Source organism: Deferrisoma palaeochoriense (genome assembly GCF_054656955.1).
Map to the genome: position 1 here is coordinate 21,794 of NZ_BAAHXI010000030.1, position 23,859 is coordinate 45,652.

Consider the following 23,859-nt stretch of genomic DNA (forward strand, 5'->3'; position numbering starts at 1 on the left):
CCACGAGAGAGGAGAAAGACACAATGGCAACCGTATCGATGCGCGAGATGTTGGAGGCCGGGGTCCATTTTGGCCACCAGACCCACCGGTGGAACCCGAAGATGAAGCGGTTCATCTTCACCGAGCGAAACGGCATCCACATCATCGACCTGAGCCAGACGGTGAACCTGTTCCGGCGGGCGTATGATTTCGCCCGCGAAACGGCGGCCCGGGGCGGGCGGTTCCTGTTCGTGGGCACGAAGCGCCAGGCCGTGGACATCGTGCGCGAAGAGGCCACGCGCTGCGGCGAGTTCTACGTGACCCACCGGTGGCTCGGCGGCACGCTCACGAACTTCCAGACCATCCGGCGGAGCATCGAGCGCCTGAAGGAGATGGAGCGGATGCTCGCCGACGGCACCGTGGATCTGATGACCAAGAAGGAGGGCCTGAAGATCCAGCGGGAGGCCGCGAAGCTCGAGCTGAGCCTGGGGGGCATCAAGGAGATGAAGAACCTGCCGGCGGCCGTGTTCATCGTGGACCCCGCCCGCGAGGACATCGCGGTGCGCGAGGCCAACCGGCTCGGCATCCCGATCATCGCGATCCTCGACACGAACTGCGACCCCGACCTCATCGACTACCCCATCCCGGGGAACGACGACGCCCTGCGGTCGATCAAGCTGTTCACCTCCCGCATCGCCGACGCGATCATCGAGGGCAAGGCCCAGCGCCAGGAGTTCGTGGAGACCGAGATGGCGGCGGGCTCCGAGGAGGCCGAGGAGGAGGCCCCGGTCGAGTCCGACGAGTACCTCGAGGTGGAAGAGGTGGAGATCGACGTGGACTGATCGGGCCCGCGCGCGTTCACCCCATCCGTTCGACATCCAAACAGGGAGATTGCCATGGCGATTACGGCGCAAGCGGTAAAGGAGCTCCGGGAGCGCACCGGGGCCGGCATGATGGACTGCAAGAAGGCCCTGCAGGAAACCGGCGGCGACATGGAAAAGGCCATCGAGTTCCTCCGAAAAAAGGGCCTGGCCGACGCGGCCAAGAAGGCGGGGCGGATCGCGGCCGAGGGTCTGGTGCACGCCTACATCCACGGGGGCGGCCGGATCGGCGTGCTCGTGGAGGTGAACTGCGAAACCGACTTCGTCGCCCGTACGGATGCGTTCCAGGAGTTCGTGCACGACGTGGCCATGCACATCGCGGCCACGAACCCCCGGTGGCTCGACCAGGAGAGCGTGCCGGAGGGTGAGGTGGAGAACGAGCGCCGGATCCTCACGGAGCAGGCGGCCGAGAGCGGGAAGCCCCCCCAGGTGATCGAGAAGATGGTGGAGGGGCGGCTCCAGAAGTTCCTCAAGGAGAACTGCCTGCTGGACCAGCCCTTCGTGAAGAACCCCGACGTCACGGTGGGCGAGCTCCTGAAGCAGAAAATCGCGGAGCTCGGCGAGAACATCCGGATCCGCCGGTTCGTGCGGTTCCAGCTCGGCGAGGGCCTCGAGAAGCGCCAAGACAACTTCGCCGAAGAGGTGGCCGCCCAGGCCCGAGGGTAACCGATCCCCAGAAGGTGTCGGGGGAACGGGGCCGCCCGTTCCCCCGATCGTGCGTTTGGGGCGGGGCGAGGAGGACGGGAGCGTGAGCGAGCGAAAGCCGGTGTACAAGCGGATCCTCCTGAAGTTCTCGGGCGAGGCCCTCATGGGAACCCAGGGGTTCGGCATCGACCAGGCCGTGGTCGAGCGCCTGGCCCGCGAGGTGGTGGAGGTGCGGGACCTCGGGGTCGAGGTGGCCCTGGTGATCGGGGGCGGCAACATCTTCCGGGGGCTCAAGGCGGCCGCGTCCGGCATGGACCGCGCCACGGCCGACTACATGGGCATGCTCGCCACGGTGATCAACAGCCTGGCCCTCCAGGACGCCCTGGAGCGCCACGGGGCGACCACCCGGGTGATGTCGGCCATCTCGATGCAGCAGGTGGCCGAGCCCTACATCCGCCGCCGGGCGATCCGGCACCTGGAGAAGGGCCGGATCGTGATCTTCGCGGCGGGCACCGGAAACCCGTATTTCAGCACCGACACGGCGGCCGGGCTCCGGGCCATGGAGATCGGGGCCGAGGCGATCCTGAAGGGCACCAAGGTGGACGGGGTGTACGACAAGGACCCGGTGGACCACGCCGACGCCCGGCGGTTCGACGAGGTGTCGTACATCGAGGTGCTCCGGCGGGACCTCAAGGTCATGGACTCCACCGCCATCTCCCTGTGCCGCGACAACCGGCTGCCGATCATCGTGTACGACTTCACCCAGCCCGGAAACACCCTCCGGGTGGTCTGCGGCGAAAACATCGGCACGAAGGTGGTGGGGGACTAGTCCGGTGGACGTTGGGACGCGAGGGACCGTTCGTCGCAGGTCGTAGGTCGTTAGTCGTGGAACGTGAGGACGTCGAGACGTTCCGTCCGCACGTCCCAGCGTCCGCACGGTTGTCCGTCCGCACGTCCGCACGTCCCAGCGTCCGCACGGTCAAACGACCAACGACCCGCGGCCGCTGCCCCGTCCGCACGTCCACGCGTCCTAACGTTCGCACGGTCACGCGTCCGAACGATTCTCGGCAGTTCAGAAGGAGGTTCGAGCCATGGCGGAATCGGTGCAAGAGGTGAAGCAGGAAGCCAAGAAGGCGATGGAGAAGGCCGTAGACGCCCTCCAGCGGCACTTCGCCCGGGTCCGGACCGGGCGGGCCAGCCTGAGCCTCCTGGACGGGATCCGGGTGGAGTACTACGGCACCCCGACGCCGCTCAACCAGGTGGCGAGCCTTTCGATCCCCGAGCCCCGGCTGATCGCGATCCAGCCCTGGGACAAGTCGCTCATCCCGGCCATTGAGAAGGCGATCCTCCAGTCGGAGCTCGATCTGAACCCCACCAACGACGGGAACATCGTCCGGGTGCCGATCCCCAAGCTCACCGAGGAACGCCGCAAGGAACTCGTGAAGGTGGTGCGGGGCATGGCCGAGGAGGGCCGAGTGGCCGTGCGCAACGCCCGCCGCGAGGCCAACGCCGAGCTCGACCGGCTGCAGAAGGAAAAGCTCATCTCCGAGGACGACGCCCGGCGGGGCAAGGACGAGATCCAGAAGCTCACGGACCAGTACGTGGCCAAGGTGGACGAGCTTCTGAAGAAGAAAGAGGCCGAGATCCTCGAGGTATGAGGAACCGGGGCCGATGACCGCATCCGCCGGCCGGGGGGCCTCGGTGCCCCGCCACGTGGCCATCATCATGGACGGGAACGGCCGCTGGGCCCGGCGCCACGGGTGGAACCGGGTGCGGGGGCACCGGGCCGGCATCGACTCGGTGCGGGCCGTGGTGCGCGAGGCCCGCAACGCGGGGGTGCGCTACCTGACCCTGTTCGCGTTCTCGTCCGAGAACTGGGGCCGGCCCGAGCGGGAGGTGCGGGCGCTCATGGGGCTTCTGCGCCGGTTCCTGCGGGCCGAGGTGCCGGAACTCAAGCGAAACGGGGTGCGGGTGCGGGCCATCGGGGAGCTGGAGCGGCTGCCGCCGCCGGCCCTCGAGGCGGTCCGGTGGGCCGAGGCCGAAACCCGGGACGGCCGGGACCTGGACCTCATCCTGGCCCTCTCGTACGGCGGCCGGGCTGAGATCCTCCACGCGGCGCGGTCGGCGCTCGCCCAGGGCCTCGATCCGGCCGAACTCACCGAGGAGCGGTTCCGGGCGTTTCTGTACGCCCCCGACGTGCCCGACCCCGATCTGCTGATCCGCACGAGCGGGGAGATGCGGATCTCCAACTTTCTCCTGTGGCAGCTCGCCTACACCGAACTCTACGTGACCGAGACGTTGTGGCCCGAGTTCCGGGAGGCCGAGTTCCGTGCGGCCCTGGCCGAGTATGCCCGGCGGGAGCGGCGGTTCGGGCTGACCAGCGAACAGGTGAGGGGAGCGCCGTGAGCGCGAGGGTGCGAACGGCCCTGTGGGCCGGTGCCGGCTTTCTGGCGGTGTTGGTGTTCGGGGGGCCCTGGGGGTTCGGGGTGCTGACGGCGGCGGTCGCGGCCCTGGGGGCGGCCGAGTATTTCCGCATGGCCGTGCCCGAGCCCGACCCCCTGGAGCACCTCGGCGTCTCGCTCTGGGCCGGCGCGGTGGTGCTCGGGTTTTTGTGCCCTGGCGCGGGCGTGCCCGGGCTCCTGCTGGCCCTCGGCGCGGCCGGGTACGTGCTCGTGCGGATCCTGGGGTCCGGCCCGAGCCCCGACGGGCTCGGCCGCTGGGGTGCCGCCGTGGCCGCGTGGGTGGGGGTGGGGTATTTCCTGGGCCACCTCGTGTGGATCCGGGAGGTCGGCGTGTCGGCCGTGGTGTTCCTGCTCGCCGTGGTGTGGGCCGGGGACACGGCGGCCTACTACGTGGGGTCCGCGATCGGCGAACACCGCCTGGCCCCGGCCGTGAGCCCCAAGAAGAGCGTGGAGGGGGCGGTGGCGAGCCTTGCGGCCGCGGCGATCCTCGGGGCCGTGGTCTCGCTTCTCCTGCCCGTGCCCCATGGGATGATCCGGGGGGCGGGCATCGCGCTGGCGGTCAATGTGGCGGCCCAGTTGGGGGATCTCCTGGAGTCCCTCTGGAAGCGAAGCGCCGGGGTGAAGGACTCGGGCACGCTCCTTCCGGGCCACGGGGGCGTGCTCGACCGGGTGGATGCGCTTCTTCTCGCGGCCCCGGCCTACGCCGGCATCCTCAAACTCCTCGGGGCCGGCCCGTGAAGCGGATCGCCGTTCTCGGCGCCACCGGCAGCATCGGCCGCAGCACCCTGGACATCGTGCGGCGCCATCCCGACCGGTTCCGGGTGGTGGCCCTGGCGGCCGGGGGCCGCCATCCCGAGCGGCTCGCCGCCCAGGCGCGGGAGTTCGGGGCCCGTTGGGTGGCCGTGCCCGACGAGGAGGCCGCCCGGCGGTTGCGGGACCTGGGGGTGGGAGCCGAGATCCTCGCCGGCCCCCAGGGGCTTGTGCAGGTGGCCGGCATCGAGGAGGTGGACCTGGTCGTCTCGGCGGTGGTGGGGGCGGCCGGGCTCGTGCCCACCTACGCGGCCGTGCTGGCCGGCAAGACCGTGGCGCTCGCCAACAAGGAGTCGCTGGTGGCGGCGGGCGAGGTGGTCATGGCCGCGGCGCGGCGCACGGGCGCGCGGATCCTGCCGGTCGACAGCGAGCACTCGGCCCTTTTCCAGGCCCTGGAGGGGCGCGACATCGCCCACGTGCGCCGGCTCGTGCTCACGGCCTCGGGCGGGCCGTTCCGGGGCCGAACCCGGGCCAGCCTGGCCGGGGTAGGGGTGGAGGAGGCCCTGGCCCACCCCAACTGGTCCATGGGGCCCAAGATCACCGTGGACTCGGCCACCCTCATGAACAAGGGGCTCGAGGTCATCGAGGCCCGCTGGCTCTTCGACGTGCCGGCCGAGCGGATCGAGGTGGCCGTGCACCCCGAGAGCATCGTCCACTCCCTGGTGGAGTTCGTGGACGGGAGCCTCCTGGCCCAGCTCGGCCCCCCCGACATGCGCATCCCCATCGCCTACGCCCTGGCGTACCCCGAGCGCCTTGAGCTTCCGGACCTCTCGGTGGATCTCGTGTCGGCCGGCCGGCTCACCTTCGAGGCCCCCGACCGCGAGGCGTTCCCCTGCCTCGACCTGGCCTACCGGGCGCTCCGGGCGGGGGGCACCGTGCCGGCCGTGCTGAGCGCGGCCAACGAGGAGGCCGTGGCCGCGTTTCTGGCCGGACGGCTCGGGTTCCTGGGCATCCCCGAGGCCGTGGCCGCGACCCTGGAGGCCCACGACCCGCGCCCCCTGGGCACCGTGCAGGAGGCCCTGGAGGCCGACCTCTGGGCCCGGCGGTTCGTCAAGGACTGGGTGCGGCGCAAGGGGGAGAGTCCGTGACCTTCGTCCATTCCACCCTGTCGTTCGTGGTGCTCCTGGGCGTGCTCGTGTTCGTGCACGAGTTCGGCCACTTCCTGGTGGCCAAGCGCCTGGGGATCCGGGTGCTCAAGTTCTCCCTGGGGTTTGGCCCCAAGCTCTGGGGCTGGCGCCGGGGGGAGACCGAGTACCTGGTGTCGGCCGTGCCGCTCGGGGGCTACGTGAAGCTCTTCGGCGAGGACCCCGACGAGCCCCTGGCCCCGGGCGAGGGCGCCCGGAGCTTCAGCGCCCGGCCGGTGAGCCACCGCATCGCCACGGTGGTGGCCGGGCCGGCCATGAACTTCGTGCTCGCGGTGGTGGTGTTTTCGCTCCTGAGCCTGTTTGGCACCCCGATCCTCCAGGCCGTGGTGGGCCAGGTGAGCCCCGGCATGCCGGCCGAGGCCGCCGGGCTCCAACCCGGCGACCGGATCACCGCCATCGACGGCGAGCCGGTGGCGTCCTGGGACGAGATGGCCGAGCGGATCGCGGCCTCCGAGGGGCGGGAGCTGGAGCTCACGGTGGAGCGGGGGGGCGAGGTGCTCCGGGTCCGGGTGACCCCGGTGTTCCGGGAGTCCCACACCCTGCTCGGGGAAGTGGTGCAAAAGCCCATGATTGGCATCGCCCCGGCGGGGGAGGTGGCCGTCGAGCGGAACCCGATCTGGAAGGCCCCCTGGGTGGGCCTCCGGGAGACCGCCCGGTGGACCGCTGTCACGGCCGAGGTGCTCGTCAAGATGGTGGTGGGCCGGGTGAGCCCCCGCACCCTCGGCGGTCCCATTGCCATCGCCCAGATGGCCGGCGAGACGGCCCAGGCCGGGCTCCAGAGCTTCTTGTTCCTCATGGCCGTCCTCTCCGTGAACCTGGCCGTGTTGAACCTCCTGCCCATCCCGATCCTGGACGGCGGACACCTCCTCTTCTTCGGCATCGAGGCCGTGCGGGGCCGGCCTGTGAGCCTCCGGCACCGGGAGGTGGCCCAGCAGGTCGGGCTGGCGATCCTTCTCGCCCTCATGGCCTTCGTCATGTACAACGACCTTTCCCGGATCCTGAGCGGATGAGGGCGGTCCTCGGCATCGACGCGGCCGACCGCACGGCCGGGGTGGCCGTCGTGGTGGAGGGGGAGCTCGCCTGCGAGGTGGTGGTGGCCACGGGGCCGCGCCAGTCCCGCCGGCTCACCGCGCTCCTAGAGGAAGCCCTGGCCGAGGCCGGGGTGCGCCGCGACGAGCTCGCCGCCGTGGCCGTGACCGCGGGGCCCGGCGGGTTCACCGGGGTGCGGGTGGGAGTGGCCGCCGCCAAGGGGCTCGCCCTGGCCCTGGGCATCCCGGTGGTGGGCGTTTCGACCCTGGAGGCCCTGGCCGGCCGGATGGGGCCCTGGCCGGGAGTCGTCGCGCCGGTGCTCGATGCGAAAAAGCGCCAGGTCTACGCCAGCGCCTGGGACGGGCTCACGGGCGAGCCCCTCGTGCCCCCGGCCGCCTGGGATCCGGGCGCCTTCGCCCGGGCCGTGGCCGACCTCGGCCGCCCGGCGGTGTTCCTGGGCGGGGGGGTGACGCCGTACCGGGAGGTGTTCCGGGAGGCCCTGGGGGAGCGCTACCACGAGGCCCCGCCGGAGCACGGCACCGTGCCCCCGGGCCGGGTGGCCCTCCTGGGCTGGGCCCGGTGGCAGCGAGGCGAGGCCGTGCCCCCCGAGACCCTCGTGCCCACGTACCTCCGCCGCAGCGAGGCGGAGGAGAAGAAGGCGGGGCGGCGAGGACGTTAGGACGTTAGGACGTTAGGACGGCCAAGGGCCGTTTGTCGTAGGTCGGAGAACGTTGGGACGTTAGGACGTTGGGACGTTCCGTCAGCACGTCCGCACGTCCCAGCGTCCGCACGGTAAACCGTCCGCGCGTCCACGCGTCCTAACGTCCGCACGGAATCCCTGCCCAGCCAAGGAGATGCCGATGCAGAACAAGCCCACCCGCGACGAGGCCTGGAAGATCCTCACCGAGCACGTGAAGAGCGAAAACCTCCTGCGCCACGCCCTGGCCGTGGAGGCCGTGATGCGGCACATGGCCCGCAAACGGGGCGAGGACGAGGAGGAGTGGGGCGTCATCGGCCTCATCCACGACGTGGACTACGAGGAGCACCCCGACGATCACCTCAAGCACGCCCCGGCGATCCTCCGGGCCCACGGCTGGCCCGAGCCCTACATCCGGGCCGTGCTGGCCCACGGATGGGGCATCTGCACCGACGTGGAGCCGGTGACCGAGCTGGAAAAGACCCTCTACGCCGTGGACGAGCTCACCGGGCTCGTGGCGGCCGCGGCCCTCGTGCGGCCGTCCCGGAGCGTGATGGACCTGCCGGTCAAGAGCGTCCGGAAGAAGTGGAAGGACAAGGCGTTCGCGGCCGGGGTGGACCGCTCGGTGATCCAGAAGGGCGCCGAGATGCTCGGGGTGGAGCTCTCGGACCTCATCGCCGACACCATCGAGGGCATGAAGACCGTGGCCGACCGGATCGGGCTCGGGGGGTAGGGCCGACCCCATGGCCCCGATCCTCTGCCCCCACTGCCGCCGGCTGATCTCGTCCGACGAGCCCCGGTGCCCCCACTGCGGCCTGCACGCGCCGGGGATGCGGTTTCGCCGGGCGTTCCTGGGGTGGCTCCGGCCCGGCCCCCGGGAGCTCGTGCGGACCCTCGTTACGGTCAACGTGGTGTGGTTCGGACTGTCGCTCCTCGTGGACCCGGGCGGCCTCCGGGGCGGGGGGAACCCCCTGGCGTTCCTGAGCCCCTCGGAGCGGGGGCTGTTGTTCCTCGGCGCCACCGGGGCGCTGCCGGTGGTTCGCCTCGGCCGCTGGTGGACCCTGCTTGCGGCCAACTTCCTCCACGGGGGGCTCCTTCACCTCTTCTTCAACATGGCGGCCCTGGCGCAGGTCGGGCCCTTCGTGGCCCGGGAGTACGGCACGGCCCGGTTCCTCGTGATCTACCTCCTCACCGGCGCCGTAGGGTTCTTCGTGTCGGTCCTGGCCGGGGTGGGGCTCACCATCGGGGCATCCGCCTCGCTTCTGGGGCTCATCGGCGCGGCCATGTACTACGGCAAGGCCCGGGGCGGCGTGTACGGCGAGGCCGTGTTCCGGCAACTCTGGGGCTGGACCGTGGGCATTTTCCTCTTCGGGTTCCTGTTCCCCGGCATCAACAACTGGGCCCACGGCGGTGGCCTCGCGGCCGGGTTCGTCCTCGGCCACCTCCTGGGCTTCGAGGAGCTGCGCCGCGAGGCCCCCTGGCACCGGCTCTCGGCCCTCCTCCTCACCGCCGCCACGGCCCTGTCCCTCGTCTGGGGCCTGGTAGGGACCCTGGCGTGGCGGCTAGGCGGCTGAAGGCCGTAGGTCGTAGGTGGTTCGTCGTAGGTCGTAACACTTCCGTGGGTCGTAGGTCGTAAGTCGTTGGTCGTGGGGCTTCGCCGGTTACGACCCGTGACAAATGACTGCGGTAGTTGACAGAAGTTCTCCCGACGAACGACAAACGACAAACGACAAACGGCAGTGGACCCGTCCACACGTCCCAACGTCCACGCGTCCTAGCGTCCGCACGGTCAAACGACCAACGACCAACGGCACTTCGAACCATTCACGATTCACGATTTACGATTCACGGAAGTTGGGCGATTTACGATTCACGGAAGTTGTCCCGCCCCCTCCCCGGTGGAACCGAAGGTAACACCCTGGGAAGAAAAGTTCTTACGGCTAGGCGCCTAGGCGGCGAGGCGGCGAGGCGGCGAGGCGGCCGTTGGGCGCGAAGCGCCCAGACCATTCACGATTCACGATTTACGATTCACGGAAGTTGGGCGATTTACGATTCACGGCTCTTTCCCGTCCACACGTCCCAGCGTCCGCACGGTAAGCCGTCCGCACATCCGCACGTCCCAACGTCCGCACGGTCCAACGACCAACGGTGGTTCAACCCATCCACGATTCACGATTTACGATTTACGGCATTCACAGCAGTCGCCCCCTCCTCTGGCCCCCCTCTTGCATCCCACGCCCGTCTCTGGTTCCCGGTGTCCCGGCGGAGGCGGAGGAGTGCGGTTTCCCATCGTCCTGGCGTTGTGCCTGTTGCCCCTCGCGGCCTGGGCCGGGGTGCCGCCGAGCCAGGTGCTCGTGCTCTACAACGCCGACTGGTCGGCCGACGCGCCGCTCACCGACCCTGGGCCCGACTCCCGGGAGATCGCGGAGTACTACGCGGCGCGGCACACCGATCCGGAAACGGGCGAGCGGCCCTACGTGCTGGGGCTTCGGTGCCGCCACCGCATGAACCACCTGAACGGCCCCCACCTGGTCGAGGAAAGCCGCGACAACGGGCCAGGGGTGGTGCTTCGGGCGGGCGGGGGGCGGGACCAGCCGGCCGGGGAGTTGCGCGACAGCCGGCTCGTGGAACTCGTGCTCCCCAAGAACGAGGCCGGGTGGCGGTTCGACACCCTGCAGGTGGAACTGCGGCCCCCGGGGCGCGAACCCGTGGTCGTGGTGGAGCGGGGGCAGAGCCGGTTCGGCGACCGGGTGGCCGTGCAGCCCGAGGGCAAATGGAACGTGCGGCTCGACGGCCGGTCTTTCGTGACCGGGTCCTTCGAGGCCAAGGCCGAGATCGAGGACGGCGCGGGGGAACGCCACACCTGGTCGGCCCGATACGCCGACATCCTCGACGTCTCGTGTAGCCGCACCGGTCCCGACGGGGTGCGGGACGACCGGAATTTCGAGGAGGACGCGGCCGAACCGGTGCGCCGGTTCCTGGAGGACCCGGCAAACGCCCGGCCCGACGGGACCCTGCTCAAGGACCACGTGCTGTTCCTCGTGGTGTGCTACGGGCTTCCCAAGACGGCCGCGGCCACCTACGGCATCGCCCGGGGCGTCACGGCGGCCAGGAGCGACCACGGCGCGGCCGTCTCGCTGGAGCAGCGGCTCCAACTTCTTTATTACGACGTGGAGGGCGCCCTGGGCTTCGTGCCCCGGCCCCACCGGTTCGCCGACCGGAACGCGTTCACGGCGTACCTGTTCCGGGCCCCCCAGGCCTGGCCCCTTTTCGGGGAGCGGGCGAACCCGTTCCTGCACCCGCTCGCGTACAAGAAAGACAAGGGCGATCTCGACCGGCTCCCGGAGCCCCTCCGGTTCACCCCGGAGAACCGGCGCCGGTTTCCGGGCCGGCACCTCTACTTCGCCATGCGGGTGGACGGCACCACGCCCCTCGAGGCCCGGGCCCTGGTGGACCGGGCCCTCTACGCGAGCCGGCACGCCGGGCCGGAGATGGGGGGCGGTGCGCCGGAGACCCCTGAGGGGAAGGAACCCAAGATCGTCCAATGGCTCCGAAACCGCGGGTTCTCGCACGTGGTCAACCCGAGGGAGTCGAACCGAAGGCTCCGGTTCCTCCTCTTGCCGCCGGGATCGGGTTTCTGGAACGAAACCGACGTGTTCCTCCCGGGCGCCGTGGCGGGCCGGGTTATCTCCAGCAACTCCTGGCAATCGAGGCGGCCGGACAGTTTCGTGGATCATCTGGGCAGGGGGATTACGGTGACCGGCGGGTCTGGATTCGCCGGAAAAGCGCACGCACCGCATATCCACGACAAGAGCTGGTGGGACGACGAGATCCTGTACCCCCTGCTCCTGGGGGGCTACACAGCGGGCGAGGCGCTTCTGGCGAACCAGATCCATCTGGAGTGGATCACCACGTTCGTGGGAGACCCCCTGTACCGCCTGCCGCCCGCAGCCGAACCGGACCGCACCCCACCGGCCGTCGCAGGGGTGCGCACCTACCGGTACCTGACCGACGAGGGCCGAAAGGCCGTGTGGGTCGCGGTGGACCTGGACCAGACCGGGGGACCGGAGGTCGCCCAGATGCGGATCACGGCGGGAGACCAGGTGGCCCTGTGCCAAACCTTCGAGGCCCGGCCCTACGCAAGCCTCGAACGAACCGACGCCGTGGACCGCGGCCCGTGGAGAATCGAACTCCTAGACGCCTACGGCAACCGGAGCGAAGCCGTGTGGACGGTAGAACGTTAGGACGTTAGGACGTTAGGACGGTGGGACGGTGGGACGTTCCGTCCGTACGTTCGCACGTCCTAGCGTCCGCACGGTGAAACGACAAACGACAAGCGACAAACGACAAACGGCGGTGGACCCGTCCGCACGTCCACGCGTCCTAACCTCCGCACGGTCGTCCGTCCGTACGTTCGCACGTCCTAGCGTCCGCGCGGTTCCCCGTCCGCACGGGAATCCGCCCACCGCCATTCCCCTCGGTGCCGGCCGGTGGTAGCATAGGCCTGGCCTATGCCAAGACACGAGGGAGGCTCAGATGTCGGCGGAAAGGGTTGTAAGGATTTTCCGGAACGGCAGGAACCAGGCCATTCGCATTCCCCGGGAGTTCGAACTGCCCGGATCCGAGGCGGTTGTCCGAAAGGAGGGCGATCGGCTGATCGTCGAACCGGTGCCGAGGAAGTCCGTGTTGGCGCTTCTCGACGCCTGGGAACCGTGCGACGAGGAACTGCCCCCGATCGAGGACCGCGCGCCCGAGCCCGTGGACCTCTGAGATGGGCGCGGTTCGGTACCTGCTCGACACGAGCATCCTGTCCCATCTCATCCGGTTTCCTCGGGGAAACGCTGCCGAACGGATCCGGGGGGTGGGCGAGTCGGCGGTCGCCACCAGCGTCGTGGTGGCCTGCGAATTGCGCTATGGAGTGAGGAAGAAGGGGTCGCCCGCGTTGACCGAACGGGTGGATGCGCTTCTGGACGCGATCGACGTGCTGCCCCTCGGTCCTGGCGTGGATGTGGAGTACGGGAGAATTCGAAACCACCTCGAGGCCCGGGGCACGCCCATCGGGGCGAACGACCTCTTGATCGCGGCCCACGCCCTGGCCGAGGGGCTCACGCTTGTGACCGACAATGTCGAGGAGTTCTCCAGAGTGCCGGATCTTCGCATCGAGAACTGGCTTAGGACGTTGGGGCGTTGGGACGTTAGGACGGTAGGACGGTAGGACGGTAGGACGTAACGTCCGCACATCCGCACGTCCTAGCGTTCGCGCGGTTCCCCGTCCGCACGTCCACGCGTCCTAACATCCGCACGGTCGTCCGTCCCAGCATCCCAGCCTCCTAACGTCCTAGCGGGAAGTCACTTGGAAAGAGGGGTGACAATATGGCTCAGGTGGTTGTTCGGAATCTCGACGAACGGGTGGTGCGGGCCCTGAAGGTTCGGGCGTCGCTCCACGGTAAGGCGCTCGAGCAGGAACTGCGGGAGATCCTGACCCGGGCGAGCGAGCTTGGCCCCGAGGAGCGGGTAGCGCTCGCGGACCGGATCCGCGCCATGGCGTCACGCCCGTCGGCGGATAGTGTGGAGTTGATTCGGGAGGACCGGGACTCCCGATGATCTGCGTGGTGGACGCATCCGTGGCGGCGAAGTGGTTTTTCGACGAGGCGTTGACCCCGAACGCCAGGGGGGTGCTCCACCGTTACGAAGGGCTCATCGCGCCAGACCTGGTGCTCCTGGAGGTCGCAAACGTGGCGTGGAAGCGGGTTTCCCGGGGGGAGGCGCCGCCGGAACACCTGAGCGCCGTGGGTGAGGCGTTACCCCATTTCTTCACCCTGCTTGTTCCCGCCGCCGAGGTGCTGGCCGAGGCGGCGGAAACCGCGCTTCGGCTGCAGCACCCGGTGTACGACTGCGCCTACCTGGCGGTGGCCCGCCGGCGGCAGGTTCCCCTTGTGACGGCGGACCGTCGGCTGAAATTTCGGGCCGCCGAAGTGGGGTGGGAGGGGGAGATCATGGACTTGGCGGACGTCCCGCCCCTCGGGTGAGGGAGACCTTGGGACGCCCGGCGACTGGGCGGAGAGGCGGCTAGGAAGCTGGGAAGCTGGGAGGCTGGGAAGCCGTTGGGCGCGAAGCGCCCAGACCATTCCCGATTCGCGATTCACGGCTCTTTCCCGTCCGCACGTCCACGCGTCCTAACCTCCGCACGGTCGTCCGTCCACGCGTCCCAGCGTCCGCACGGTCAAACGACCAACGACCCGCGGCAGTTGGCACGACAAACGACCCGCGACCAACGACCAACGGCAGTTCAAACGATTCCCGATTCGCGATTCACGGCTCTTTCCCGTTCGCACGTCCGCACGTCCCAACGTCCGAACGGTAGAACGACCAACGGCAGTTCAAACGATTTACGATTCCCGATTTACGATTCCCGGAAGTTAGGCCCCATGACCCTGACCCTACGTACCGCGAGCGAAGCCGATCGGGAGGCCTGGGACGCGTTCGTTCGGGCCCACCCCCAGGGGCTCGCCTACCACCGGTGGGCCTGGGGCCAGGCTGTCGAGCGGGCGTACGGGTTCCGGTGGATCGGGCTCCTGGCGGAAGAGGGCGGGGAAATCCAGGGGGTGTTGCCGCTGGTCGAACTGCGCGCACCGCTGCTCGGGCCGAAATGGGTGTCGCTCCCGTACTGCGACGCGGGGGGCATCCTCGCCGCGCACGAGGGGGCGGCCCGTGCCCTGCGAGAACAGGTGGAAGAACGGGCGTCGCGGGGCAAGGTGCCGGTGGAACTCCGGTTTCCGGCGGAACCGCCAGAGGGGTTTCCCCGGGTGGGGGCGTCGGGCAAGGTGCGGATGGTGCTCGACCTGCCGGAGAGTTCCGAGGCTCTCTTGGCCTCGTTCAAGTCCAAGCTGCGAAGCCAGGTCCGAAAGCCCGAGCGCGACGGGCTCACGGCCGGCCTGGGCGGGGCCGAACTGCTCGAACCGTTCTGGCGCATCTACGCCCGCAACATGCGCGATCTCGGTTCCCCGCCCCACCCCCTGCGGTGGTTTCGGGCCGTTATGGAGGCGTTCGGCGACGACGCCCGGATCGGCATGGCCTTCATGCCCGACGGCACCCCGGCGGCGGGGGGACTCGTCCTCCGGAACGGCCCCACGGTGAGCATCCCCTGGGCCTCCTCGGTGCGGGAACTGAACCGGTGGAACCCGAACATGCTGGCCTACTGGACCCTGCTGGCCCATGCGGCCGACACGGGGGCCACCCGGTTCGACTTCGGCCGCTCCACGCCGGGGGAGGGCACGTACCGGTTCAAGGCCCAATGGGGCGCCCGCGAGGAACCCCTGACCTGGCTTCGCCGGGTCGGCGAGACCTGGACGTCCGCCTTGGACGGCGCCGGCACGGGGGGCCGCTTCCGGGCCGTTGCGGAGCACTGCTGGCAGCGGCTTCCCGTGGGCGTGTCGTCGGCCCTCGGGGGCTCGCTGCGAAAGTACGTCGATCTATGAAACCTCCGCCCGCGCTCCCACAGGTTGGGCCAGCCGTTGGCGCTGAAATCCATAAGATTTTAGCCTCCTAGCGTCCCAGCCTCCAAGCGTCCCAGCGGGAAGTTGCATGGAAGGAGCCCCGTGGACATCGACCTTTCCATCGTGACCCTGGTGTGGAATTCCGAGCGCCACGTGCGCACCTGCTTCGAGCGTACCGTGGCCCGGGCCGAGGAGGCCGGCCTGTCGTGGGAGTTCCTGGTGGTGGACAACGGCTCCACGGACGCCACCCCCGAGATCTTGGCCGAACTGGCCGGGCGGCATCCCCGGTTGTGGGTCGAGCGGCTCCCCGAGAACCGGGGGACCACGTTTCCCCGCAATCTGGCGCTCCGCCGGGCCCGGGGCAGACACGTCTGCGTCCTGGATTCCGACGCCTACCCCGAGCCGGGCTGCCTCGAAACCCTGATCCGGGTTCTGGAAGGCCGCCCCGAGGTGGGGCTTGCGGTTCCGCGGCTCGTGTATCCGGACGGGCGGTACCAGAAGTCCACCGACCGGGTTCCCACGCTTCCCATCAAGGTCCGACGGGCGCTCCTTCTCCGCCGGATCGAGCAGTCCGAGGCGCCGCCCGGCCCCGGGCCGGTGGAGTACGCCATCTCGGCGTTCTGGGTGTTCCGCCGGGAACTCCTGGCCCGGGCGGGCTACCTGGACGAAAAGATCTTCTACGCCCCCGAGGACGTGGAGTTCTGTCTGCGGGTGCGGCGGGCGGGCCAGGCCGTGTGGTACGAACCGTCGGCCGTGGCCGTGCACGACGCCCAGGAGAAGTCCCGTAGCCTGATTCCCAACCGGCTCACCCTGCTTCACGTGAAGGGACTCTTGTACCTCTTTTGGAAATACCGGTTCGTCTGGTCGGCCCCGCGGCTCCAACCGGCCGGGGCGGCCATGGAGGAGAAACGGCCATGAAGATCCCGATCGGCGGATTTCTCGCGGGCGCGTGCGCCGAACCCGACTGCCGCGAGATCGCACGGGGCGCGGGCCAGGCGGGGGCCACCGCCGTAGCGGACGGCAAGGGCGCCGCATTCGCGGCCTGGGGGGAGTTTCCGGGGCAGGGCCTTTGGCGGGGCGACGGGCTCAGGGTGGCCTACGACCTCGACCTCACGAACGAGGCCGAGTTGCGCCGGGAGTTGGGCCTCGAACCCGGGGAGGCATCGGACCCGGGGGCGTTCCTGGCCCGGGCGTACGAGCAGTGGGGCGAGGCCCTGGCCGACCGGCTCCGGGGCGTCTTCGCCTTCGGGGTGTGGGACGAGGTGCGGAGGGAACTCCTCGTCGTCACCGACCCCTACGGCATCCGCCCGGTGGTGTACGCCGAGGTGCCCGGAGGGGTCGTGGCGGGGTCCCGGATCCGCCACGTGCTCCTCCACCCGGGGGTGGGCCGGGAGATCGATCCCGACGCCATCTACCAGTACCTCTTCTTTTCGGCCATCCCGTCCCCACTCACCGTGTACCGGGGGGTTCGCAAGCTCGAACCGGGCCACCTCCTTCGGTGGCGCGAAGGGCGCCTCGAGATCCGGCGCTACTACGACATCCGCTACCGGCCGGACCGCACCGCGGATGAGCGCTACTGGCGCCGGGCGATTCCCTTGGAGGTCCGCCGGGCCGTGGGCCGGTACGTTCCCCTGTCGGACCCCGAACGCACGGGATGCTTCCTTTCGGGCGGCACCGACTCGAGTTCCGTGGCTGGGTTCTACACCCGGCTCGCCGGACGGCCGGCCAAAACCTTCTCCATCGGGTTCGACGAGCCCGGCTATAACGAGCTCGACTACGCCCACACGGCGGCCCGCCACTTCGGCACCGAGCAGCACGACCACTTCGTGACCCCGGCCGACGTGCTCGCGCTCCTGGAAAAGCTTCCGGAACTCTACGACGAGCCCTTCGGAAACTCCTCGGTCATCCCCACCTACTACTGCGCCCGGTTTGCCCGGGAGCACGGGGTGGAGGTCCTCCTGGCCGGCGACGGCGGCGACGAGATCTTCGGGGGAAACGAGCGCTACGTCACGAACCTCGTGTTCGCCCGGTACGGCCAGGTGCCCCGGCTCCTGCGGCGGGGGGTGCTCGAGCCGCTGCTACGCCGCCTTCCCGCCAAAGGCCCGGTCTACAAGGCCCAACGGTACGTGCGCCGGGCCAACATCCCGAACCCCGACCGGTTCTATTCCTACAACCTCCTGTACGAGGAGGGGGCCGCCCGGGCGCTCCGGCCGGAGTTCTTAGGGCGGATTGATCCCGAGGGGTTCTTGAAGCTCGCCCGGCGGCACTACGAGGCCGCGGCCCCGGCCGACGAGACCGACCGACTCCTCTACCTCGACATGAAATTCACCATCACCGACAACGACCTGCGAAAGGTCACCCAGATGACCGAGGCCGCCGGGGTCCGCGTTCGCTACCCGCTCCTCGATCGGGATCTCGTGGACTTCACAACCACCATTCCGCCGGAACTTAAAGTCAAGCCCGGCCGCAACCGGTACATCTTCAAGCGGGCCATGGAAGGGTTCCTGCCCCGGGAGATCATCGAGAAGTCAAAGCACGGTTTCGGGCTCCCCGTGGGCCCCTGGTTCGCCCGGGATCCGGGCCTCAACGCCCTCGTGCGAGACACCCTCCTCGCCCCCTCGGCCCGCGTGCGCGACATCCTGCGGCCCGACCTCCTCGAAACCCTGGCCCGCGACCTCGCCGACCCCTCCACCACGGCCTACGCCGGCGGAAACCTGTGGGTGTTCTTGGTGTTGGAACTTTGGCTTCGCCACGTTGGGACGCGTGGACGGTAGGACGTTAGGACGGTAGGACGTTAGGACGTTAGGACGGTGGGACGGTGGGACGTTGGGACGGCGGCAGAACCGTATGACAGGGAGGGCGCAGATGGGTGGGGACGACCGGTGGAAGAGCCTCGAGGTGTGGCAACTGGGGGATGCTCTCGTGCTGCGGCTTTACGAAGCCACGAGGGATTTCCCGCAGGAGGAGATCTACGGTCTCACGGCCCAGTTGAGGCGGGCCGCCCTGTCCGTGCCGACGAACATCGTGGAGGGCTATGCCAGGGGCGGGACGAAAGAGTTGATTCGGTTCCTGACGATCAGTTTGGGCTCGTTGGCTGAAACGAAATACCTGCTGTCGGTGGCCGAGCGACTGGGCTACGGCAGAGCGGAAGAACTGTCCAACCTCGCCGCCGAGTACGACCGCCTAGGTCAGCGCCTTTGGAGGTTCTATGAGTCCGTCCGGAAACGACCGCCCAGCAAGACCATTGGCCGGTGATGGCGCGTGCGATGGGGGAACGCGTTGCTGCCCCGCCTACGGCCGCCCCAGGGTTCCCCGTCCACGCGTCCGCGCGTCCGAACGGTCGTCCGTCCGCACGGAATCCCGTCCGCGCGTCCACGCGTCCTAACGTCCCAACGGATCGAAACGAAGTGAAGATCTTACACCTTCTCGACCACAGCCTGCCCATCTCCGACGGCTACGCCATGCGGAGCCGGAAGATCCTTGCGGCCGTGCGGGCCGCCGGGTTCGATCCGGTCGTGCTGACCTCGCCCAAGCACGAACAGTACGCCCCCGGGCCGGTGCCCGCCGAGGAGACCATCGACGGCGTGCGCCATGTGCGCTCGGGCGCGGTGGGCACGTCGGTACCGCTCCTGGGGGAACTGGCCCTCACCCGCCGGGTGCGGCGCCACCTGGACCGGCTCGTGGGGGAAAACGGGGTCCGGCTCATCCACGCCCATAGCCCCGTCCTGAACGCGCTCCCAGCCCTCGGGGCGGGCCGGCGGCGGGGCGTTCCCGTGGTCTACGAGATCCGGGCGTTCTGGGAGGACGCGGCCGTGGACCAGGGCACCCACCGGGAGTGGGGACCCCGGTACCGGCTCATCCGGGCGCTGGAAACCCGGGCGTGCCGCCGGGCCGACGCCGTGGTCACGATCTGCCAGGGCCTCCGGGCCGACCTCGTGGCCCGCGGCATCCCCGAGGACAAGATCACCGTGGTCCCGAACGCCGTGGACCCGGAGGAACTCCGGCCCGCCCCGCGCGACCCCGAACTCCGGGCCCGGTGGGGCGCCGGTCCCGACGACTTCGTGGTGGGGTTCCTCGGCTCCTTCTACCACTACGAGGGCCTCGACCTCCTCCTCCACGCCCTGGCCCGGCTGGCGACCGCGGTGACGGGTGACGGGTCACCGGTGACGGGTAGTAGGCGGGGCAACGATTCACGATTCACGATTCACGATTCACGCGCGCCCCGCGCGCTGCTGATCGGCGGCGGCCAGGAGGACGAGCGGCTGCGGGCCCTGGCCCGGGACCTCGGAGTTGCGGACCGGGTCACCTTCGCCGGCCGGATCCCCCACGCCGACGTCCCGGCGGCCTACGCGGCCTGCGACGCCCTGGTGCTCCCCCGCAAGTCCATGCGGTTGACCGAACTCGTTACACCGCTCAAGCCCCTCGAGGCCATGGTGCTCGGCGTCCCGGTCATCGCAAGCGACGTGGGGGGCCACAGGGAACTCGTGGCCGACGGCGAAACCGGGCTCCTCTTCCCGGCCGGCGACCCGGCCGCCCTGGCCGACCGCATCCTCACCCTGGCCCAAAACCCCGACCTCGCCGCCCGCCTGGTGGACCAGGGCCGGCGCTGGGTCCTAGCAGAACGCACCTGGCAGCGAAACGGGGAGATTTATCGGGGGCTGTATGGGGAGGCGTTGGGACGTTAGGACGGTAGGACGGTGGGACGTAACGTCCGCACATCCGCACGTCCTAGCGTCCGCACGGTTCCCCGTCCGCACGTCCACGCGTCCCAGCGTCCGCACGGTCGTCCGTCCGCACGCTTCCCCGCTCTTGTCTGCAAGCGGGGCCTGGCCGAGGAGTCAGCGGCGGTAGGCCTCCTTGCGGTGCCGCACTCGGATAATGGTTACGACAGTGGGTCGTCCGGAGCGGTCTTCCACCTGGTAAACCACTCGATAAACACCAACGCGCAAGCGGTAGGTGTCGCGCGTGCCATGGAGCTTCTTCACGGAAGGGGGACGGGGGTTTTCGCTGAGTCGCTCAACAGAAACCACAACTCGCCGCTGTATGCGCACCGGTAGCGCCGCGAGTTCTTTGGCGGCCGAGATCTTCCAGCGGATTTCAACCGTCGACATCGGCCTTCAGCGAGGCGAGGAGTTCGCTATGGGAAATCGTGGGTTCGTCTCGGCGTTCCGCTGCCACCGCTAGATCCTCCAAATCCTCCACAAGGGCCTCAAAATCCTTCAGTGGAAGGAACACCCCCACCCGCTTCCCGGTTTTGTCCACCAAATAGCGAACCTCGAGTTGCTCCACCGCCTGCTTCATGTTCCTGTCCTCCCGTTATGGGTGCGCCTCGGACGCCCGGACCTGCTCTTCGGTTTAGACAAAGAATACCCAACGGCAAAGGCCCCGCGACGAACGACCTGCGGCCGTTATCCCCGTCCGCCCGTCCTAGCGTCCGCACGGTTAAACGACCAACGACCGGCGACCATCGACCAACGGTAGTTCAAACCATTCCCGATTTACGATTCACGATTCACGGCATTTACCCCCCCCCGAATCCTCCAAGATCCCTCTTGCCCGGAGGAACGACGCCGCCGTTTCGACCACGTTTCGGGCGTCGGCTTCCGCCTGGGTGAGATCGTCGGCGTTGTACGCCTGGAAGGGGCAACCGCCCGGAAGGCCGTTCGGGTACCGGGTGGAGATGTAGTACCGGTCGAGCCTTGCCCCTGCGGCGCGCAGGGCCTCGAACGCCGGGTCGGCTTGGACCAGGTCTTCCAGAAGTTCCATGAGGGAATGCCCGAACACCCGCCGCCGCCCCAGGCCGTAGAGGCACGCCTTCAGCGCTTTCTCCCCCGCCTGCTGGGACAGGAAGCACGCCTTGTCGAAAAACACCCCCTCCCGGCGGATCCACTCCACAAACCGCAGGTCATCCATCGCCTGCAGGATCCAGCGTCTCGCCTCCCGGTTCGGGTCGTGCATAGATCACCTCGGCTTCCGCGACGATGTCCTGGACGAAGGCGCGCTCCTCCAGGAGTTGGGCGAACTCCTCCGGGGTGTAGGCCAGGATGTCCACGGCAACGGGGAGGTCCCACGCCACGTACAGCTCCGCAAGGCGGTCCAGGAACCGCTTCTCGGTCCGGTACACCACCACCAGGTCCACGTCGCTCTCGGGGTCGTCGTCCCCCCGGGCCCGGGAGCCAAAAAGCAGGATCTTCTCCGGGTCGAACCGCCGAAACGACCGGACGGCAGCCGCCCGGATCTCTTCGTTGGTGAATCGCCTGGCCATGGCGCGGATCGTAGCACCGCCCCCGCAAGCGCACAACGCCACTCGGACCCGGTTGCGGGTCCCCCCCGGCCACGCTACGATGCGAGGACGTTGGGACGTTGGGACGTTAGGACGGTAGGACGGTAGGACGGTAGGACGTTGGGACGTTCCGTCCGCACGTTCGCACGTCCCAGCGTCCGCGCGGTTGTCCGTCCGCACGTTCGCACGTCCCAGCGTCCGGACGGTTGTCCGTCCGCACGTTCGCACGTCCCAACGTTCGCACGGTTGTCCGTCCGCACATCCGCACGTCCCAGCGTCCGCGCGGTCGAACGACCAACGCTAGTTCAAACCATTCACGATTCACGATTCACGGAATTTGACCCGATTCACGGAAGTTGACCCGATTCCGGCAGTTGACCCCCATGCTCACACCATCGCAGATCGAGGCCATTCGCGAATACGCCCGGGCGAGGCCCCAGATCGTGGCCGTGTACCTGTTCGGGAGCGCGGCCGAGGGGCGGGCGCGCCCGGGGAGCGACGTGGACCTCGCGGTCATGACCCGGTGGCCGCTTTCGGGCGAGGAGCGCCTCGAGATGGAGGTGGACCTTTCGGCCCGGTTGGGCCGCGATGTTGACCTCGTCGTGTTCGAGACGGCCGATCCGGTTCTCAAGCACGAGATCCTCCGGCCCAAGGCGCTCCTCTACGAGGCGGATCGGGCCGAGCGGATCCGCAAGGAAACCCTCGGGCGCCACGAGTATCTCGACACCCGGTGGCTCCACCGGGAGGTCTGGAGGCTGGCCGATGGGGGATGAAGCCGTCCTGTCCCGAAAGCTAGCCGCCCTGCGGGAGTACGTGGACGCCCTGCGAGAGGCCGACGATATCACCTGGGAGACGTACCGCTCGGACATCCGCGCCCGGGCCTTCGTGGAGCGCTACCTCCACCTCGCCACCGAGGTGGTTCTCGACCTGGGAAACCACATCATCAGCCAGCAGGGTTGGCGCGAGCCCAAGGGGTATGCGGACCTTTTCACCGTGCTCGGGGAAAACGGCGTGCTCCCACCGGAGCGCGTGCCCGAGTTCCAAAAGATGGCCGGTTTCCGCAACCTCCTGGTCCATCGGTACGAGCAGGTGGACGACGAAATCGTCTACGGGGTGTTCCGAAAGCGCCTCGGTACCTACGAGGAGTTCGCCCGGTACGTGGCGGACTGGGCTAGGAGGCAGGGCCGGTAGGACGTTGGGACGTTAGGACGGTAGGACGGTAGGACGTAACGTCCGCACATCCGCACGTCCTAGCGTCCGCACGGTTCCCCGTCCGCGCATCCGCACGTCCACGCGTCCTAACGTCCGCACGGTCAAACGACCTGCGGCAGTTGCCCGGCCCCACGACGTAAGCATTCCGGAGTCCGACTCCATGGCGGAACTCATCCACGACGGTAAGGCCATACGGTTGCAATCCGCCGATCCCCGGGCGCGGCGGGGAGAATGGCGGCCTTGGCGTTCTAAGGGGTACCGGGTGCCCGATCCGGACGGCATCACCGTCTGGGAGGAAGAGGAAGGGTTGCGCCGCTTGGTACTCCGAGCCTTCGAGGGGGTGGATGCCGACGTGTTTCTGTTCGGGTCCCGAGCCAGGGGCGGGGCCACCGCGCGATCCGACTGGGACATCGGGTACCGCTGTGTGTCGGAGCCCCCCCGGGCGGTGCTGGTTCGCCTGGAGGAAACGCTCGAAGAACTGCCGATCCCGGTGCGGGTGGAGTTGGTCGACTTCCGGGACGTCCCGCAGGAGTTTCGGCGCGTCGTGCTGGCCCAAGGGGTGAAGGTATGGAAGAAGGCATCCAGGAACTCCTTGTTCACCTCGACATCGTAGAGCAGGCGCTCGCCACGCTGGAGGAAGCGCTCGCCCTTCCCCTTACCCCGATCGTTCGGGACGCGGCGATCCAGAGGTTTGAGTACACCTTCGAACTCGGCTGGAAACTGTTCCGCAAGGTGGCCCGGGTTGAGGGAATCGAGGCGGCGTCCCCGCGGCAGGCCATCCGGGCGGCCCACCAGTTGGGGCTGATCGACGCCGCGGATGTTTGGCTGGAGTTGCTGCACGACCGAAACCGGACCTCCCACACGTACATCTCCCGCACGGCGGAGCAGGTGTACGAAAGCGCGGCCCAGCTGCCCGGATTGCTCCGGAGCGCGATCGACCGGGTGCGGAGGAATTACTTCGGGGGCGGGGGCACCGAGGGCTAACCGGACCCGCACGGCGTGAGGCCGGTGGGAGGGTAGGAGGCGGAGAAGCAGAGAGGCGAGGACGTTGGGACGTTAGGACGGTAGGACGATAGGACGTTAGGACGATAGGACGGTAGGACGTTCCGTCCGCACGTTCGCACGTCCTAGCGTCCGCACGGTTCCCCGTCCGCACGTCCACGCGTCCTAACGTCCGCACGTTCATACGATTCACGGCAGTTCACCCGATTCACGCCAGT

29 protein-coding genes are annotated in these 23,859 nt (G+C 68.9%); 25 read left to right on the forward strand and 4 right to left on the reverse strand.

What is annotated here, in order from left to right; genetic code table 11:
• Positions 1-23 precede the first annotated feature (23 nt).
• From rpsB to ACYQ8L_RS09955, 21 genes are all read left to right on the forward strand, one after another.
• The gene (rpsB, locus tag ACYQ8L_RS09855) at positions 24-821 is read left to right on the forward strand and encodes a 30S ribosomal protein S2 (RefSeq protein WP_459941620.1); all 798 of its coding nucleotides are present in this window, start codon (positions 24-26) and stop codon (positions 819-821) included.
• A 54-nt stretch (positions 822-875) separates the two neighbouring features.
• Positions 876-1,526 (forward strand): translation elongation factor Ts, encoded by a 651-nt coding sequence (tsf, locus tag ACYQ8L_RS09860; protein WP_459941621.1) that lies wholly within the window; start codon positions 876-878, stop codon positions 1,524-1,526.
• Between the two features lie 82 nt (positions 1,527-1,608).
• Positions 1,609-2,334: a UMP kinase gene (pyrH, locus tag ACYQ8L_RS09865; RefSeq protein WP_459941622.1), complete on the forward strand. Its 726-nt coding sequence runs from the start codon at positions 1,609-1,611 to the stop codon at positions 2,332-2,334.
• Between the two features lie 262 nt (positions 2,335-2,596).
• Positions 2,597-3,163: a ribosome recycling factor gene (gene frr / locus ACYQ8L_RS09870; RefSeq protein WP_459941623.1), complete on the forward strand. Its 567-nt coding sequence runs from the start codon at positions 2,597-2,599 to the stop codon at positions 3,161-3,163.
• Positions 3,164-3,176: 13 nt separating this feature from the next.
• Positions 3,177-3,911: a polyprenyl diphosphate synthase gene (uppS, locus tag ACYQ8L_RS09875; protein WP_459941624.1), complete on the forward strand. Its 735-nt coding sequence runs from the start codon at positions 3,177-3,179 to the stop codon at positions 3,909-3,911.
• Complete coding sequence (locus ACYQ8L_RS09880; RefSeq protein ID WP_459941625.1) at positions 3,908-4,705, forward strand: phosphatidate cytidylyltransferase; 798 nt, start codon at positions 3,908-3,910, stop codon at positions 4,703-4,705. Before uppS ends, ACYQ8L_RS09880 begins: the two co-directional genes overlap by 4 nt.
• Positions 4,702-5,865, forward strand: coding sequence for a 1-deoxy-D-xylulose-5-phosphate reductoisomerase (locus tag ACYQ8L_RS09885; protein WP_459941626.1), 1,164 nt, complete (start codon positions 4,702-4,704; stop codon positions 5,863-5,865). Before ACYQ8L_RS09880 ends, ACYQ8L_RS09885 begins: the two co-directional genes overlap by 4 nt.
• Positions 5,862-6,932, forward strand: a complete 1,071-nt coding sequence (gene rseP, locus ACYQ8L_RS09890) for an RIP metalloprotease RseP (protein WP_459941627.1) — start codon at positions 5,862-5,864, stop codon at positions 6,930-6,932. Before ACYQ8L_RS09885 ends, rseP begins: the two co-directional genes overlap by 4 nt.
• Positions 6,929-7,630 (forward strand): tRNA (adenosine(37)-N6)-threonylcarbamoyltransferase complex dimerization subunit type 1 TsaB, encoded by a 702-nt coding sequence (gene tsaB, locus ACYQ8L_RS09895; protein ID WP_459941628.1) that lies wholly within the window; start codon positions 6,929-6,931, stop codon positions 7,628-7,630. The genes rseP and tsaB overlap by 4 nt, the downstream gene beginning before the upstream one ends.
• Before the next feature lie 181 nt (positions 7,631-7,811).
• The gene (locus tag ACYQ8L_RS09900; RefSeq protein ID WP_459941629.1) at positions 7,812-8,381 is read left to right on the forward strand and encodes an HDIG domain-containing metalloprotein; all 570 of its coding nucleotides are present in this window, start codon (positions 7,812-7,814) and stop codon (positions 8,379-8,381) included.
• Between the two features lie 10 nt (positions 8,382-8,391).
• A complete protein-coding gene (locus ACYQ8L_RS09905; RefSeq protein ID WP_459941630.1) occupies positions 8,392-9,222 on the forward strand; it encodes a rhomboid family intramembrane serine protease in 831 nt (276 codons plus the stop codon).
• 702 nt (positions 9,223-9,924) lie between these two features.
• Positions 9,925-11,892 carry a hypothetical protein gene (locus ACYQ8L_RS09910; RefSeq protein ID WP_459941631.1) on the forward strand — a complete coding sequence of 656 codons (1,968 nt, stop codon included), beginning with the start codon at positions 9,925-9,927 and terminating at the stop codon, positions 11,890-11,892.
• A gap of 292 nt (positions 11,893-12,184) precedes the next feature.
• Positions 12,185-12,418, forward strand: coding sequence for an antitoxin (locus ACYQ8L_RS09915; RefSeq protein WP_459941632.1), 234 nt, complete (start codon positions 12,185-12,187; stop codon positions 12,416-12,418).
• 1 nt (position 12,419) lies between these two features.
• Entirely contained in the window at positions 12,420-12,863 is a 444-nt protein-coding gene (locus ACYQ8L_RS09920) for a type II toxin-antitoxin system VapC family toxin (protein WP_459941633.1), read from the forward strand.
• 158 nt (positions 12,864-13,021) lie between these two features.
• Positions 13,022-13,252, forward strand: coding sequence for a FitA-like ribbon-helix-helix domain-containing protein (locus ACYQ8L_RS09925; RefSeq protein ID WP_459941634.1), 231 nt, complete (start codon positions 13,022-13,024; stop codon positions 13,250-13,252).
• Positions 13,249-13,677 carry a type II toxin-antitoxin system VapC family toxin gene (locus ACYQ8L_RS09930; protein WP_459941635.1) on the forward strand — a complete coding sequence of 143 codons (429 nt, stop codon included), beginning with the start codon at positions 13,249-13,251 and terminating at the stop codon, positions 13,675-13,677. Before ACYQ8L_RS09925 ends, ACYQ8L_RS09930 begins: the two co-directional genes overlap by 4 nt.
• Positions 13,678-14,076: 399 nt before the next feature.
• On the forward strand, positions 14,077-15,126 hold the full coding sequence (locus ACYQ8L_RS09935) for a GNAT family N-acetyltransferase (RefSeq protein ID WP_459941636.1): 1,050 nt from the start codon (positions 14,077-14,079) through the stop codon (positions 15,124-15,126).
• Positions 15,127-15,246: 120 nt separating this feature from the next.
• Entirely contained in the window at positions 15,247-16,062 is an 816-nt protein-coding gene (locus tag ACYQ8L_RS09940) for a glycosyltransferase family 2 protein (RefSeq protein WP_459941637.1), read from the forward strand.
• Positions 16,059-17,918 carry an asparagine synthetase B family protein gene (locus tag ACYQ8L_RS09945; protein ID WP_459941638.1) on the forward strand — a complete coding sequence of 620 codons (1,860 nt, stop codon included), beginning with the start codon at positions 16,059-16,061 and terminating at the stop codon, positions 17,916-17,918. Before ACYQ8L_RS09940 ends, ACYQ8L_RS09945 begins: the two co-directional genes overlap by 4 nt.
• A 91-nt stretch (positions 17,919-18,009) precedes the next feature.
• Complete coding sequence (locus ACYQ8L_RS09950) at positions 18,010-18,399, forward strand: four helix bundle protein (RefSeq protein WP_459941639.1); 390 nt, start codon at positions 18,010-18,012, stop codon at positions 18,397-18,399.
• 152 nt (positions 18,400-18,551) lie between these two features.
• Positions 18,552-19,829 carry a glycosyltransferase gene (locus ACYQ8L_RS09955; RefSeq protein WP_459941640.1) on the forward strand — a complete coding sequence of 426 codons (1,278 nt, stop codon included), beginning with the start codon at positions 18,552-18,554 and terminating at the stop codon, positions 19,827-19,829.
• Positions 19,830-19,982: 153 nt separating this feature from the next.
• On the opposite strand, the gene ACYQ8L_RS09960 is transcribed toward ACYQ8L_RS09955, so the two are convergent.
• From ACYQ8L_RS09960 to ACYQ8L_RS09975, 4 genes are all read right to left on the reverse strand, one after another.
• Positions 19,983-20,255, reverse strand: coding sequence for a type II toxin-antitoxin system RelE family toxin (locus ACYQ8L_RS09960; protein ID WP_459941641.1), 273 nt, complete (start codon positions 20,253-20,255; stop codon positions 19,983-19,985).
• Positions 20,242-20,445 carry a hypothetical protein gene (locus tag ACYQ8L_RS09965; RefSeq protein ID WP_459941642.1) on the reverse strand — a complete coding sequence of 68 codons (204 nt, stop codon included), beginning with the start codon at positions 20,443-20,445 and terminating at the stop codon, positions 20,242-20,244. Before ACYQ8L_RS09965 ends, ACYQ8L_RS09960 begins: the two co-directional genes overlap by 14 nt.
• 204 nt (positions 20,446-20,649) lie before the next feature.
• A complete protein-coding gene (locus tag ACYQ8L_RS09970) occupies positions 20,650-21,102 on the reverse strand; it encodes a HEPN domain-containing protein (RefSeq protein WP_459941643.1) in 453 nt (150 codons plus the stop codon).
• Complete coding sequence (locus ACYQ8L_RS09975) at positions 21,050-21,409, reverse strand: nucleotidyltransferase domain-containing protein (RefSeq protein ID WP_459941644.1); 360 nt, start codon at positions 21,407-21,409, stop codon at positions 21,050-21,052. The genes ACYQ8L_RS09970 and ACYQ8L_RS09975 overlap by 53 nt, the downstream gene beginning before the upstream one ends.
• Before the next feature lie 401 nt (positions 21,410-21,810).
• Here ACYQ8L_RS09975 and mntA point away from each other — a divergent pair, with 401 nt between their 5' ends.
• The 4 genes from mntA to ACYQ8L_RS09995 all read left to right on the forward strand — a co-directional run bounded on the left by mntA (position 21,811) and on the right by ACYQ8L_RS09995 (position 23,623).
• Positions 21,811-22,200, forward strand: coding sequence for a type VII toxin-antitoxin system MntA family adenylyltransferase antitoxin (mntA, locus tag ACYQ8L_RS09980; protein ID WP_459941645.1), 390 nt, complete (start codon positions 21,811-21,813; stop codon positions 22,198-22,200).
• Positions 22,190-22,618 (forward strand): type VII toxin-antitoxin system HepT family RNase toxin, encoded by a 429-nt coding sequence (gene hepT, locus ACYQ8L_RS09985; protein WP_459941646.1) that lies wholly within the window; start codon positions 22,190-22,192, stop codon positions 22,616-22,618. Before mntA ends, hepT begins: the two co-directional genes overlap by 11 nt.
• Positions 22,619-22,901: 283 nt before the next feature.
• Positions 22,902-23,252 carry a nucleotidyltransferase family protein gene (locus ACYQ8L_RS09990; protein WP_459941647.1) on the forward strand — a complete coding sequence of 117 codons (351 nt, stop codon included), beginning with the start codon at positions 22,902-22,904 and terminating at the stop codon, positions 23,250-23,252.
• The gene (locus ACYQ8L_RS09995) at positions 23,207-23,623 is read left to right on the forward strand and encodes an HI0074 family nucleotidyltransferase substrate-binding subunit (RefSeq protein ID WP_459941648.1); all 417 of its coding nucleotides are present in this window, start codon (positions 23,207-23,209) and stop codon (positions 23,621-23,623) included. Before ACYQ8L_RS09990 ends, ACYQ8L_RS09995 begins: the two co-directional genes overlap by 46 nt.
• Positions 23,624-23,859 lie beyond the last annotated feature (236 nt).

What these genes read in the sequence shown, in the direction of transcription:
- ACYQ8L_RS09950 (WP_459941639.1), top strand. Translation starts at nt 18,010, where the DNA reads ATGGGTGGGGACGACCGGTGGAAGAGCCTCGAGGTGTGGCAACTGGGG.
- hepT (WP_459941646.1), top strand. Translation starts at nt 22,190, where the DNA reads ATGGGGGATGAAGCCGTCCTGTCCCGAAAGCTAGCCGCCCTGCGGGAG.
- ACYQ8L_RS09935 (WP_459941636.1), top strand. Translation starts at nt 14,077, where the DNA reads ATGACCCTGACCCTACGTACCGCGAGCGAAGCCGATCGGGAGGCCTGG.
- rpsB (WP_459941620.1), top strand. Translation starts at nt 24, where the DNA reads ATGGCAACCGTATCGATGCGCGAGATGTTGGAGGCCGGGGTCCATTTT.
- ACYQ8L_RS09900 (WP_459941629.1), top strand. Translation starts at nt 7,812, where the DNA reads ATGCAGAACAAGCCCACCCGCGACGAGGCCTGGAAGATCCTCACCGAG.
- tsf (WP_459941621.1), top strand. Translation starts at nt 876, where the DNA reads ATGGCGATTACGGCGCAAGCGGTAAAGGAGCTCCGGGAGCGCACCGGG.
- uppS (WP_459941624.1), top strand. Translation starts at nt 3,177, where the DNA reads ATGACCGCATCCGCCGGCCGGGGGGCCTCGGTGCCCCGCCACGTGGCC.
- ACYQ8L_RS09995 (WP_459941648.1), top strand. Translation starts at nt 23,207, where the DNA reads ATGGAAGAAGGCATCCAGGAACTCCTTGTTCACCTCGACATCGTAGAG.
- mntA (WP_459941645.1), top strand. Translation starts at nt 21,811, where the DNA reads ATGCTCACACCATCGCAGATCGAGGCCATTCGCGAATACGCCCGGGCG.
- ACYQ8L_RS09905 (WP_459941630.1), top strand. Translation starts at nt 8,392, where the DNA reads ATGGCCCCGATCCTCTGCCCCCACTGCCGCCGGCTGATCTCGTCCGAC.
- tsaB (WP_459941628.1), top strand. Translation starts at nt 6,929, where the DNA reads ATGAGGGCGGTCCTCGGCATCGACGCGGCCGACCGCACGGCCGGGGTG.
- ACYQ8L_RS09925 (WP_459941634.1), top strand. Translation starts at nt 13,022, where the DNA reads ATGGCTCAGGTGGTTGTTCGGAATCTCGACGAACGGGTGGTGCGGGCC.
- ACYQ8L_RS09920 (WP_459941633.1), top strand. Translation starts at nt 12,420, where the DNA reads ATGGGCGCGGTTCGGTACCTGCTCGACACGAGCATCCTGTCCCATCTC.
- ACYQ8L_RS09945 (WP_459941638.1), top strand. Translation starts at nt 16,059, where the DNA reads ATGAAGATCCCGATCGGCGGATTTCTCGCGGGCGCGTGCGCCGAACCC.
- ACYQ8L_RS09965 (WP_459941642.1), bottom strand. Translation starts at nt 20,445, where the DNA reads ATGAAGCAGGCGGTGGAGCAACTCGAGGTTCGCTATTTGGTGGACAAA.
- ACYQ8L_RS09960 (WP_459941641.1), bottom strand. Translation starts at nt 20,255, where the DNA reads ATGTCGACGGTTGAAATCCGCTGGAAGATCTCGGCCGCCAAAGAACTC.
- ACYQ8L_RS09975 (WP_459941644.1), bottom strand. Translation starts at nt 21,409, where the DNA reads ATGGCCAGGCGATTCACCAACGAAGAGATCCGGGCGGCTGCCGTCCGG.
- frr (WP_459941623.1), top strand. Translation starts at nt 2,597, where the DNA reads ATGGCGGAATCGGTGCAAGAGGTGAAGCAGGAAGCCAAGAAGGCGATG.
- ACYQ8L_RS09915 (WP_459941632.1), top strand. Translation starts at nt 12,185, where the DNA reads ATGTCGGCGGAAAGGGTTGTAAGGATTTTCCGGAACGGCAGGAACCAG.
- ACYQ8L_RS09970 (WP_459941643.1), bottom strand. Translation starts at nt 21,102, where the DNA reads ATGCACGACCCGAACCGGGAGGCGAGACGCTGGATCCTGCAGGCGATG.
- ACYQ8L_RS09930 (WP_459941635.1), top strand. Translation starts at nt 13,249, where the DNA reads ATGATCTGCGTGGTGGACGCATCCGTGGCGGCGAAGTGGTTTTTCGAC.